Genomic DNA, 11,319 nt, shown 5'->3' with positions numbered 1-11,319 from the left:
GCGCAAGGTTTCGAAAAAACGGGTCGCAACTGCCTCGAAGGCGGCGTCCTTGTCGTGGAAATAGGTATAGAGCGTGACCTTTGAAATGCCCGCCGCTTCAGCGATGCCTTCCACCGTGGTGCCGCGAAATCCGTGCAACAGGAACATCCGCTCTGCCGCGTCGATGATTTTTTCGCGCCGCGCGGCTTTTAGCGGTGATAAGGAACTGTTAGCGCTAGACATGGACCGGTCCTTGAAGAAAACTTTACGAAACCTTATATAAACGTTCATAACGTTAATTGCTAGAGTGGTTGCTGATGGGAAACAAGGTTCTGGTAAGCGGTGCTACGGGGTTTATTGCCGGGCATACGATCGAACGGCTTCTGGCAGCCGGACACGAGGTGGTCGGCACCGTGCGCAATCCTGCGGATGAGGCCAAGCTGGCGCATTTTCGCACCATGCCGGGCGCAGAGCGGCTGCAACTTGTTGCGGCAGACCTGACGGACGCAGACCCGTTTTCGGCCTATACCGATGTCGATACCATCATGCACATGGCCTCGCCATATCGACCCAACGTTGCTGATGCGCAGCGCGATCTGGTCGATCCGGCGGTACAGGGCACGCTGTCGATGTTGCGCGCGGCGGCCGCGCAGCCGCGGGTGCGCCGCGTGGTGCTGACGTCTTCAATGGCGGCGGTGACGGACGAGCCGGATGGGCGGGTGCTGACCGAAGCCGATTGGAACAATAAATCGTCGCTGACTCGCAACCCCTACTACTATTCCAAAGCACTTGCCGAGTGTGCGGCATGGAAGTTCGTGGCGCGCGAACGGCCGGGATATGATCTGGTGGTGATCAACCCGTTTCTGGTGATCGGGCCGTCGCATACCTCTGCCGTCAACACCTCGCCGGAAATATTTATCAATATCATCAAGGGTGTGTTTCCGGCAGTGCTGTCGCTGAACTGGGGCGTTGTCGATGTTCGCGATGTCGCAGATGCCCATATCGCGGCTATGGAACGGCCGAAAGCGGCCGGGCGCTACCTTTGCGTGGGCGACGCGATGAGCATGGCCGAAGCGGTGGCCCTGATGCGGGCCGAGGGCTTTGGCGCGAAGTTGCCGCGGCTTTCCATGACCGGCGCCATAGGCACCGCCGTGATGAAGGCGTTCAGCTATACTCAACCGGTTGGCACCGGCAGTTATCTGCGCACCAACCTAGGGCGCACGTTGCGCTTTGATGCGTCGAAGTCGCAGAACGAGCTGGGCATCCATTACCGCGACGCCGCCACGAGCCTGCGTGACACGCTGGCTGATCTGGCGAGGTGGGGGCATATCGCGAAATCTGTCTGAGCTGATGTGCAGAATGCAAAAAGGCCCCGGATCGCTCCGGGGCCTTTTGTCGTTTTGAATTGGCCTCAGGCCTCGGCGCCGTCTTTCTGCGCCTCGGGCAGGATTTCCGCACCCGTTTCCTGATCGACCATCTTCATGCCAAGCCGGACCTTGCCGCGCTCGTCAAAGCCGAGAAGTTTGACCTTCACCTCTTGGCCTTCTTTCAGGAACTCGTTGGGGTGGTTCAACCGCTTCGCCGCGATCTGGCTGACATGCACCAGCCCGTCACGCTTGCCAAAGAAGTTCACGAAAGCGCCGAAATCGACCAGTTTCACCACCTTGCCGGTGTAGATCTTGCCTTCTTCGGGTTCCGCCACGATCGACCAGATCATGTCGTGTGCCTTCTTGATCGACTCCGCGTTCGAGGACGCGATCTTGATCACGCCGTCGTCGTTGATATCGACCTTGGCACCCGAGACTTCGACGATCTCGCGGATCACCTTGCCGCCCGACCCGATCACTTCACGGATCTTGTCTACCGGCACGGTCATGGTTTCGATTTTCGGTGCATACTGGCTGAAGGCTTGCGCCTGCGTCAGTGACTTGGCCATTTCGCCCAGAATGTGCATCCGGCCTTCCTTGGCCTGCGCCAGGGCTTGCTCCATGATCTCGGGGGTAATGCCCGCGACCTTGATGTCCATCTGCAACGAGGTGATGCCTTGCGCCGTGCCTGCCACCTTGAAGTCCATGTCGCCGAGGTGATCCTCGTCGCCAAGGATGTCGGTCAGAATGGCAAACCGGCCATCGTCTTCAAGTATCAGACCCATCGCCACGCCGGCCACCGGCGCTTTCAACGGCACGCCCGCGTCCATCATCGACAAGGACGAACCACACACGGTCGCCATCGAGCTGGAGCCGTTCGACTCGGTGATCTCCGAGACGATGCGGATCGTGTAGGGAAAGTCGGTCGCGGGCGGCAGAACTGCCTGCAACGCGCGCCACGCAAGCTTGCCGTGGCCGATTTCGCGGCGGCCGGGCGGGCCAAAGCGGCCAACTTCGCCGACCGAGTAGGGCGGGAAGTTGTAGTGCAGCAGGAAGTTCATCTTCGAGGTGCCGGTCAGGGCGTCGATGAACTGCTCGTCGTCGCCGGTGCCAAGCGTAGTAACCGCCAAAGCCTGCGTTTCGCCGCGCGTGAACAGCGCCGAACCGTGGGTGCGCGGCAGAATGCCGGTTTCCGAGACGATCGGGCGCACGGTGCGGGTATCGCGGCCATCAATGCGCGGTGCGCCGTTGATGATGTCGCCACGCAGGATCGAGGACTCGAGCTTCTTGAATGCCGAGCCGAGGTTTTCGTCGGCAAGGTCTTCTGCGCTCAGCGTCGCCTTTACGGCCGCACGGGCGGCTTCGATGGCGTTGACGCGGTCTTGCTTTACGCGAAGCGCGAAGGCGGCGCGCATCTGCGCCTCGCCCGCCGCCTTGACCTTGGCATATAGCGCCGAATAGTCCGGCGCAGCAAAGTCGAAGGGGTCTTTGGCGGCTTCTTCGGCGAAGTCGATGATCAGATCGACTACCGGCTTGATCGATTCATGCGCGAACTTCACGGCACCAAGCATCTCGGCTTCGGAAAGCTCATAGGCTTCGGATTCGACCATCATCACGGCGTCGCGGGTGCCCGCAACAACCAGATCGAGCCGCTGCTCGGGGTTTTCGCGCAGCTTGTGCATCGCTTCGCAATCGGGGTTCAGCACATAGGCACCGTTGACAAAGCCAACGCGAGCAGCAGCGATCGGGCCCATGAAAGGCGCGCCCGAAATGGTCAGCGCGGCCGAGGCGGCGATCATGCCCAGAACGTCGGGTTCGTTGACAAGATCGTGGCTGAGCACGGTAACGATCACCAGCACTTCGTTCTTGAAGCCGTTGACGAACAGGGGCCGGATCGGCCGGTCGATCAGACGCGAGGTCAGCGTTTCCTTTTCGGAAGGGCGCGCTTCGCGTTTGAAGAAGCCACCGGGCACTTTGCCAGCGGCGTAATAGCGTTCTTGATAGTGCACGGTCAGCGGAAAGAAATCCTGCCCCGGCTTTGCTTCCTTGGCAAAGGTCACGTTTGCCATGACCGAGGTCTCGCCCAGTGTCGCGATGACTGTGCCATCGGCCTGACGCGCGACCTTGCCGGTTTCCAGTGTGAGCGTCTCATTGCCCCACTGGATAGATTTACGTGTAACGTTGAACATATATCGTTTCCTCTAGGGAGCACTCCCGGCGTTCCGGGTCTCCCATCCAAAATAGCGGCCCCATTGCCGCCGCCCCCTATCCTTTGCATGTGGCCGGGGGCATGGCCTCACGTCGCAGATTGCGCGCGTCTACAGGATTCTGGCTCAAATTGAAAGCACCGAGTTCGACCGTGGTCCTGCCCGAGTGTTCTCTGTTGCACGGGGCATCTGCCGGTGTGACGAGGCGTGCAGCACTGCGCCAAAGTAAAACGCCCGCACCTTGCGGCGCGGGCGTTTGATACGTTTTGGCGATAAACCGGCTTAGCGGCGCAGCGCCAGACGGTCGATCAGCGTGGCATAGCGCGCGGCATCCTTGCCCTTGAGGTAGTCGAGCAGGCGGCGGCGCTGTGCCACCATCATCAGCAGACCACGGCGCGAATGGTTGTCTTTCTTGTGGTCTTTGAAGTGCTCGGTCAGCGTCGCGATGCGCGAGGTAAGAATGGCAACCTGCACTTCGGGCGAGCCGGTATCGCCTTCTTTGGTGGCGAATTCTTTGATAAGGCGTGCTTTTACTTCAGCGGTAATCGACATCGGTTACTCCTTGGTTTTGTGTTGACGGCGCAAGCCGGGATGTCGTCCAGCAGGGCCCTTGCTCCGCCAATCAAGGCGGATGCGCGCGTATAGGGGAAAAGTGCGCGAAAGAAAAGCAGCAATCGCGGCATGTCGCAGGGCGCGGCCTATCGCGCGGTGACTGCTGGCAGGTCGAGCGCAGATTGCAAGGCAATGTCCGCCACGTTCAACCCGGCACCATGCAACACCTCGACCAAGGCCACGCCGTCAAGCTTGATCCAGATCGAATCGGGGGCCGAGGTCGAGGGTTCCAAACTAATCTGTGGGTCGGGATGCGCGCCGGGGTCATAGACCAGCACGATCTGATCTTGTTCCGGCTCAAACAGAATAGTGGCGGGGTGCGCCGGGTCGATCCAGTCGCCCGCTGCAAAAAGGTCTGCGCCTTCGCCGCCATTGCCGAAATCGTTGCTACCCAGCACCAGCACATCATCGCCGCGCCCACCATTCAACAGGTCTTGCCCGGTGTCGATGTCGCCGCGCCCGGTTTCAGGGTCGGCCACGCGGCCAATCAAGGTATCGTTGCCCGCGTCGCCAAAAAGCTCATCAGACCCAAGGCCGCCGGACAGGATATCGTCGCCGTCGCAGCCTTGCAGGCTATCGTCGCCCGCGCCCCCGGCCAGCATATCGTTGCCGCTGCCGCCCAACATCAGATCGGCCCCCTCGCCGCCCCACAGGATGTCGTCCCCCATGCCGCCTGAAAGCGTGTCGTCGCCCGCCTCACCTGCCAGCGTATCTTGCCCGTCATTTCCGGAAAGCGCGTCATTGCCAGCGCCGCCGGAAAGCTGGTCATCGCCGGTGCCGCCATGCATGTCGTCGCTGCCGGCACCGCCAGAAAGCGTGTCGTTTCCGCCGTATCCGTTCAACTGGTCATCGCCGCCAAGCCCGTCGATGCTGTCGCCAGCTTCGCCGCCCCAAAGAATGTCGTCGCCCGCGTCTTCACCCTCTACGGGTGCCGCTGCGACCTCGGGTGCATAGAGTTTGGGGTCCAGTTCGCTATCGCCTTCGGAAACTTCGGCGGGAAGCAACTCGTCCTGCTCGTCTTCGGTTTCTTCGGTAGTGCCAAAAAAAGAAAAGACATCGGCGGAAAAGCCGATCAGCAGCAGCCCCAGAACACCTGTCATCAGCATCATAGCGACTGCCCCCCCAATGGCGTTCGCGAGAGTGCATCTTCGCCCAGGCAGGGGCTGTTCCAAAGCGGAATGTAATTAATAGTTTAACGAAACGAGTGCGTTAACTCTGTTCGGCGGGCAGCCAGAGCGCCGGCTGGCGATCATATCCGATGTAAAGCGGATGGCGCGGCGCGCCAGATTGCGTAAGCCCCAGATGGTAAAGCGCCTGTGTTTTGGCGCGCAGCGCGGCCTCGACCGCCGATCCGCGGCCCAGATGCGCGCCATGCGTGCCCCAGGCGCAAACGATCCGGTCGTCGGGGCGCGCCGCCCAATCAAGGCTATCGGCAATTGCTGCGTCGTTGTCTGGGCCCACGGGGTCGGGCACGGCGCGCATTTCGCGCGGGTCCGTGGCACGAAAGGCGAAGATGTTGGTCACACGAAAGCCGCCAAAGCCCAAGGCCCGCGCCCGCCGCTCGCAACGCTCAACCGTGGGGTCATTCTGCGTTTCGGTCGCGGTCGAGGGGTTCAATAGGATGAAAAGCGCGCGGGGTGCCTGCGCCTGCCACACACGCGTCAGCAGATACCGATACCGCTCGCAGTCAGAAAAGACCGCGCTGCTTGCCGCATCGCCCTTGAGGTGGTGTCGGGTGATCATTGCCTCTTGTCGCGCAGGGTTCTTGCCTGCGCAAGTGCCACTGCCCGCCGCACAGGTCAGAGGTTGAAAACGCGGTTCGGGTGCAATTCACCCGAACGGTAAATACCTGCCGCTATCGCCTTGCCTTGAAAGCTTGCCCAAGCGGGTTCGCCGTATTCGGCGGCGGTGACCACTGCGCCGGGGTTGCCGTTGCGCAACCGCACCGCGCCTTCTGCCGTGGCTTTCAGCTCTGGCAAGTCGGTCAGCCCAAGTTCCAGCGGCAACAGGCGCGCTTCCAGTTCGGGCGTACGTGCAAGGCGCTCGATCTCTTCCATGCTCAGCCCATCAGCGGCATCGAACGGCCCCGACCAAACGCGGCGCAGCGTAAGCACATGGCCAAAGCAGCCGAGCGCTTCGCCTAGGTCGCGCGCGATGGCGCGCACATAGCCGCCTTTACCGCAGACCATTTCCAGTTCCAGCGTATCGGCATCGGGGCGCGCGATCACCTCGAGGCTTTCAACCCAAAGTGGCCGCGAGGCAAGTTCCATCGTCTCGCCTGCCCGGGCCAGATCATAGGCGCGTTCGCCATCAACCTTGACTGCCGAATATTGCGGCGGGACCTGCTGGATTTCACCGCGAAAGGCAGGTAGCGCCGCGGCGATTTCGGCATCCGATGGCCGGGCGGCCGAGCTGGCGATTTCTGCGCCTTCGGCATCATCCGTGCTGGTGGCAACACCGAAGCGCATGGTGAAGCGGTAGCATTTCAGCGCATCGGTGATGTAGGGTACGGTCTTGGTGGCTTCGCCCAATGCCACGGCCAGCACACCGGTTGCGGCAGGGTCTAGCGTGCCTGCGTGGCCTGCCTTTTTGGCGTCAAGCGCCCATCGCACCTTGCCTACGACCGCGGTCGAGGTGATGCCCGCAGGCTTGTCCACGATCAGCCAGCCCGAAACATCGCGGCCCTTCTTGCGTGCCATGCCTTACCCCTTGTTGGTGAAGCCCGCCTGCTAGCGCGCCGCCCGCAGCGCGTCAATCGTTGCCGGTTTCGCTGTCTGCCTGGGGCTCGTCTGGTTTGGCGATATCGCGCTGCACCTTCTCGTCGGCAAACATGCGCCGCACATCGTCTAGTCGATCGAAGGTCATGTCGAGCTGAAAGCGCAACTCGGGCGTAACCCGCAGGGTCATCCCGCGCGAAACGAGATGCCGCAACTCGCCCGTCCGCCGCCGCAGTGCCTTGAGCATTTCTTCGCCGCCCTCGCCGCCAAGCGGCGAGACATAGACGGTGGCTATATGCAGATCTGGCGACAGGCGCACTTCGCCCACCGTCACCGAAATGCGTGCCAGAGTGTCGTCATGTGCTTCGCCGCGTGCGAGCACTTCCGAAAGATTGCGCCGAATCGCTTCGCCGACGCGAAGCTGACGTTGCGAGGGGCCTTGGCCCTTGGGGAAACGGTTGGTTGCCATGCGCCCCATGTAGGGCAGCTGCGGGCTTGCCGCAACGGGGCTTTGCCAAGCCGCGCCGCAAGAGGTAAGGAAAGTTCAAAGGGCGGGGGCGTGAATGAGCGAATTGCCGGGCATCGTGATTACCGGGGCATCGGGTCGAATGGGCCGAATGCTTGCGGCGACCATTATGGCGTCGGGCAAGGCGCGGTTGGTCGGCGCGCTTGAACGCACCGGCCACGCTTGGGTCGGCCAAGATCACGGCACGGCACTGGGCGGCACGCCAAGCGGCCTGATCGTCAGCGACGACCCGCTAGAGGCTTTCGCGCGTGCGCAGGCAGTGATCGACTTCACCGCGCCGGCTGCAACAGTCGAGTTTGCGGCGCTGGCGGCACAGGCCCGTGCCGTGCACGTGATCGGCACCACTGGGCTGGAGCCCGAGCATCTTGCACGTATCAAGGCCGCAGCGCGGCACGCGGTGATCGTGCGGGCGGGCAACATGAGCCTTGGTGTCAACCTTCTGGTGCAACTGACGCGCAAGGTTGCCGAAGCGCTTGATGCCGACTGGGATGTGGAAATCCTCGAAGCGCATCACCGCATGAAGGTGGATGCCCCGTCCGGCACGGCGCTGATGCTGGGTCAGGCGGCGGCCGATGGGCGCGGCATATCGCTCGATGCCAACCGCGAGGCGGGGCGCGATGGTATCACCGGTGCCCGCCGCCCCGGTGCCATCGGCTTTGCCAGCCTGCGCGGCGGCGACTATGTGGGCGAACATGACGTGATCTTTGCCGGTGCGGGCGAGCGGATCGTGCTGCGCCATGTTGCCACGGACCGCGCGGTTTTTGCGCGCGGCGCGTTGCGGGCCGCAATTTGGGGGCAAGGCCAGAAACCCGGCGAATACGACATGATCGACGTGCTCGGTCTGCGCACATCTACGCTATAAACTACCCCAAGCGGGGTTCCGGGGCGCGTCACCCCCGTGCTTTTCGCACCGCCTAAAAGTCTATGGCGATGCCCTTTTTCTCCCAGTCGCCATAGCGCACGGGTTCCGGGCCATCACGGCCGCCAAGCTCGGTCGGCGGGGCCGCTTTCTTTGCCGCGGCCTTGCGCCGTGCCTCGGCTTCGGCAAGCGCGCGACGCGCGGCGGGGGGCAGATCGGGGTGTTTCTCGCTCAACGTGGTCTCCTTGTGCCGATGGGCGCCATGATATAGGCGGCGGCATCGGGTGCAACAGGCAAGGGAGCCGGGCATGAGCAGGGTAGATCCGGTGCGCCAAGCCGCCGCCGCGCTGATTCTCGACGTTACCGAGGGTAGGGCTGCGCTCTCTGATCTTCTGGCCACGGGCGCGCTCGCGTCGCTGGCACCGCCAGACCGGGCACGCGCACAACGTCTGGCGCTTTTGACCCTGCGCCACCTTGGCAGTGCCGACGCGGTGCTGCGCCCGCACCTGCGCCGCGCGCCCCCGCCCGAGATATTGGCGATTCTGCGCTTGGCCGCGGTTGAGATGTTGGAAGAAGGCGCCCCCGCGCATGGCGTGGTTGACGCGGCGGTGACGCTGGCGCGCGGTCGGGCCGAAAGTTTCGCCGGGTTGGTCAACGCCGTGGCGCGCAAGGTTGCCGCGACATCGCCCGAGGTTTGGGCGGCGCTTCCGCCTCCGGCCTTGCCCGATTGGCTGCGCGGGCGGCTGATGAACGCATGGGGCAGGCGCGCGGTGCTGGCGATTGAGCAGGCGCACCGGCGTGGCGCGCCGCTTGATCTGACCCCGAAGTCGGGCGATGCGGCGGGCTTGGCGCAAGCACTTGGTGGTGCGGTTACGGCCACCGGGTCGGTGCGGCTATCGGGGCACCCCGGGCAAGTCTCGCAATTGCCCGGCTATGCGGCGGGCGACTGGTGGGTGCAGGACGCGGCGGCAGCATTGCCCGCACGGGTTCTTGCGCCACGCCCGGGGGAGCGTGTGCTTGACCTATGCGCCGCACCCGGGGGCAAGACGCTGCAACTTGCGGCAGCCGGGGCTGCGGTCACCGCGCTTGATATCTCAGGGCCGCGCATGGCGCGGCTTGCCGAGAACCTTGCGCGCTGCGGTGTCGAGGCAACGCAGGTTGTCGCCGACGCGCTTGTCTGGGCACCTGAAACGCCATTCGACGCGGTGCTGCTTGATGCGCCTTGCTCGGCCACCGGCACGATCCGCCGCCACCCCGACCTGCCTTTCGCGCGCGACCCGGCAAGCCTGCGCACGCTTGTGGCGTTGCAGGCGGAACTGATCGACCGTGCGCTCGGATTTCTCGCGCCGGGTGGGCGGCTGGTCTATGCCTCGTGCTCGCTGCTGCGCGAAGAGGGCGAAGATCAAGTGACCGCGGCCATTTCGCGGCATCCGGGGCTAAGCGTCGATACGGCCGCGCTGGCGCTGCAAGGGGTCCAACCCGAATGGATCGGTCCCGAGGGTGGGCTGCGGCTGCGCCCGGACTACTGGCCCGAGACCGGCGGCATCGACGGTTTTTTCATTGCATGTCTACGACGCTGAGCACGCGTCAAACCATTTGCAACCTATTGCGACCCGAATTGAGCGGTGACAGTGGCTTGGCTGCTGGCTATGGTGCGGCTGTGCGACGGAACAAGCACACAGGCGCGGGAATTGGCGACCGGCAGAATGGCAGGCAATAAACGGCGGCAGAGTGATTTCGGGGCGACGCCGGGCTGGCTCGCCCGCGTCAACTATCGCGTTTCGAACCGCTTGCAGGCGCTGCGCGCAGCACGCGCCCGCCCTGCGACCGGCTTTGTCAGCCAACCGGAACCACGCACCATCGGCAGCCAGGCGCGCGGGCGGCAGTTGCTGGCGGGCAATTACCTGTTTGCCGGGTTTCTGATCGAAGGCCCCGGCCTGTCGATCTGGAACCTGCCGATGCCCGACCGCAGCTTTGAAGAGGCGCTGCACGGCTGCACATGGCTTGACGATCTGGCGGCGCTGGGTGACGGCGCTGCGCGCGAGCGCGCGCAAGATTGGGTGTTTGGCTGGATCGACCGCTACGGGCAGGGCCGCGGACCGGGCTGGACGCCGGATCTGACCGGGCGGCGGCTGATTCGCTGGATCAACCATGCGATCTTGCTGCTCAACGGGCGCGACCGCGTGGCGGCAGACAGGTTTTTCCGCTCGCTGTCGCAGCAGACGCTGTTTCTGGCGCGGCGGTGGCGCGCGACCAGCCCCGGTGTCGCCCGCTTCGAGGCGCTGACCGGGCTGATCTACGCAGGGCTTGCGCTGACCGGGATGGAACGGCATGTGCCGCGCGCCGCTGCGGCGCTGGCGCGTGAATGCGAATTTCAGATTGACGCGCATGGCGGTATTCCCACCCGCAACCCCGAAGAATTGCTTGAGGTTTTCACGCTTCTTACATGGGCCACCGCAGCACTGGGCGAGGCTGGGCGCACCCCGCACCCGGCGCATCTGGCGGCGATTGCGCGCATTGCGCCAACGCTGCGCGCCCTGCGCCACGCCGACGGGGGGCTGGCGCGGTTTCACGGTGGCGGGCGTGGCCTTGAAGGCCGCCTCGATCAGGCGCTGGCCGCCTCTGGTGTGCGCGCACATGCCGCCGAAGGCCCCGCGATGGGTTTTGTGCGGATGCACGGCGGGCGGACGACGGTGATTGTCGATGCGGCACCTCCGCCAAGCGGGCGCGCATCGGTCAATGCACATGCCTCGACATTGGCGCTGGAACTGACCTCGGGCCGGCGCCCGCTGATCGTCAACTGCGGCTCTGGCGCGGCGTTCGGGCCAGAATGGCGGCGCGCAGGGCGGGCGACGCCTAGCCACTCGACACTGTGCATCCGGGGCTATTCCTCGTCTCGTTTGGCACCTGCGGGGCTGATCGGGGGCGGTGCCGAAATGCTGGCGGATGTGCCGCACGAAGTCTGGCAGAAATCGGAACTGGGCGATGCAAGCACACGTCTGATCTTTGGCCACGATGGCTATGTGCCAACGCATGGTCTGACCCATGTGCG

At 63.9% G+C, this 11,319-nt stretch carries 12 protein-coding genes; 4 read left to right on the top strand and 8 right to left on the bottom strand.

What is annotated here, in order from left to right:
• A partial coding sequence (locus ABY403_RS07900) for a TetR/AcrR family transcriptional regulator (RefSeq protein ID WP_372840226.1) occupies window positions 1-222 on the bottom strand: 222 nt, incomplete at its 3' end.
• 74 nt (window positions 223-296) lie between these two features.
• Here ABY403_RS07900 and ABY403_RS07895 point away from each other — a divergent pair.
• The gene (locus ABY403_RS07895; protein ID WP_372840225.1) at window positions 297-1,325 is read left to right on the top strand and encodes an SDR family oxidoreductase; all 1,029 of its coding nucleotides are present in this window, start codon (window positions 297-299) and stop codon (window positions 1,323-1,325) included.
• A 65-nt stretch (window positions 1,326-1,390) separates the two neighbouring features.
• Here the strand turns inward: ABY403_RS07895 and pnp are convergent, their stop codons facing one another.
• The 6 genes from pnp to rbfA form a co-directional block, all read right to left on the bottom strand.
• Window positions 1,391-3,535 carry a polyribonucleotide nucleotidyltransferase gene (gene pnp, locus ABY403_RS07890; protein WP_372840223.1) on the bottom strand — a complete coding sequence of 715 codons (2,145 nt, stop codon included), beginning with the start codon at window positions 3,533-3,535 and terminating at the stop codon, window positions 1,391-1,393.
• 300 nt (window positions 3,536-3,835) lie between these two features.
• Entirely contained in the window at window positions 3,836-4,105 is a 270-nt protein-coding gene (rpsO, locus tag ABY403_RS07885; RefSeq protein WP_372840222.1) for a 30S ribosomal protein S15, read from the bottom strand.
• Between the two features lie 146 nt (window positions 4,106-4,251).
• The gene (locus tag ABY403_RS07880) at window positions 4,252-5,274 is read right to left on the bottom strand and encodes a calcium-binding protein (RefSeq protein ID WP_372840221.1); all 1,023 of its coding nucleotides are present in this window, start codon (window positions 5,272-5,274) and stop codon (window positions 4,252-4,254) included.
• 100 nt (window positions 5,275-5,374) lie between these two features.
• Window positions 5,375-5,908 carry a DUF1643 domain-containing protein gene (locus tag ABY403_RS07875; RefSeq protein WP_372840220.1) on the bottom strand — a complete coding sequence of 178 codons (534 nt, stop codon included), beginning with the start codon at window positions 5,906-5,908 and terminating at the stop codon, window positions 5,375-5,377.
• Window positions 5,909-5,964: 56 nt separating this feature from the next.
• Window positions 5,965-6,864: a tRNA pseudouridine(55) synthase TruB gene (gene truB, locus ABY403_RS07870; RefSeq protein ID WP_372840219.1), complete on the bottom strand. Its 900-nt coding sequence runs from the start codon at window positions 6,862-6,864 to the stop codon at window positions 5,965-5,967.
• Between the two features lie 52 nt (window positions 6,865-6,916).
• Window positions 6,917-7,351 carry a 30S ribosome-binding factor RbfA gene (gene rbfA / locus ABY403_RS07865; protein WP_372840218.1) on the bottom strand — a complete coding sequence of 145 codons (435 nt, stop codon included), beginning with the start codon at window positions 7,349-7,351 and terminating at the stop codon, window positions 6,917-6,919.
• Between the two features lie 94 nt (window positions 7,352-7,445).
• On the opposite strand from rbfA, the gene dapB reads away from it, so the two are divergent.
• Window positions 7,446-8,270: a 4-hydroxy-tetrahydrodipicolinate reductase gene (gene dapB, locus ABY403_RS07860; protein WP_372840217.1), complete on the top strand. Its 825-nt coding sequence runs from the start codon at window positions 7,446-7,448 to the stop codon at window positions 8,268-8,270.
• 52 nt (window positions 8,271-8,322) lie between these two features.
• Here the strand turns inward: dapB and ABY403_RS07855 are convergent, their stop codons facing one another.
• Window positions 8,323-8,502, bottom strand: a complete 180-nt coding sequence (locus ABY403_RS07855) for a DUF1674 domain-containing protein (protein WP_372840216.1) — start codon at window positions 8,500-8,502, stop codon at window positions 8,323-8,325.
• 73 nt (window positions 8,503-8,575) lie between these two features.
• Here ABY403_RS07855 and ABY403_RS07850 point away from each other — a divergent pair, with 73 nt between their 5' ends.
• Together ABY403_RS07850 and ABY403_RS07845 are read left to right on the top strand one after the other, a co-directional pair.
• Window positions 8,576-9,847 carry an RsmB/NOP family class I SAM-dependent RNA methyltransferase gene (locus tag ABY403_RS07850; RefSeq protein ID WP_372840215.1) on the top strand — a complete coding sequence of 424 codons (1,272 nt, stop codon included), beginning with the start codon at window positions 8,576-8,578 and terminating at the stop codon, window positions 9,845-9,847.
• Window positions 9,848-9,973: 126 nt separating this feature from the next.
• The coding region (locus ABY403_RS07845) for a heparinase II/III family protein (RefSeq protein ID WP_372840214.1) at window positions 9,974-11,319 on the top strand (1,346 nt) is incomplete at its 3' end.

Origin of the sequence: Phaeovulum sp., assembly GCF_041596715.1 — a bacterium.
Classification (GTDB): domain Bacteria; phylum Pseudomonadota; class Alphaproteobacteria; order Rhodobacterales; family Rhodobacteraceae; genus UBA6213.
Note: the sequence above shows the minus strand (reverse complement) of the source record. Positions and strands in the feature narration are given on the sequence as shown.

Excerpts from the sequence above, each read along its gene's own strand:
- ABY403_RS07895 (WP_372840225.1), top strand. The coding sequence starts at position 297 with ATGGGAAACAAGGTTCTGGTAAGCGGTGCTACGGGGTTTATTGCCGGG.
- pnp (WP_372840223.1), bottom strand. The coding sequence starts at position 3,535 with ATGTTCAACGTTACACGTAAATCTATCCAGTGGGGCAATGAGACGCTC.
- rpsO (WP_372840222.1), bottom strand. The coding sequence starts at position 4,105 with ATGTCGATTACCGCTGAAGTAAAAGCACGCCTTATCAAAGAATTCGCC.
- ABY403_RS07880 (WP_372840221.1), bottom strand. The coding sequence starts at position 5,274 with ATGATGCTGATGACAGGTGTTCTGGGGCTGCTGCTGATCGGCTTTTCC.
- ABY403_RS07875 (WP_372840220.1), bottom strand. The coding sequence starts at position 5,908 with ATGATCACCCGACACCACCTCAAGGGCGATGCGGCAAGCAGCGCGGTC.
- truB (WP_372840219.1), bottom strand. The coding sequence starts at position 6,864 with ATGGCACGCAAGAAGGGCCGCGATGTTTCGGGCTGGCTGATCGTGGAC.
- rbfA (WP_372840218.1), bottom strand. The coding sequence starts at position 7,351 with ATGGCAACCAACCGTTTCCCCAAGGGCCAAGGCCCCTCGCAACGTCAG.
- dapB (WP_372840217.1), top strand. The coding sequence starts at position 7,446 with ATGAGCGAATTGCCGGGCATCGTGATTACCGGGGCATCGGGTCGAATG.
- ABY403_RS07850 (WP_372840215.1), top strand. The coding sequence starts at position 8,576 with ATGAGCAGGGTAGATCCGGTGCGCCAAGCCGCCGCCGCGCTGATTCTC.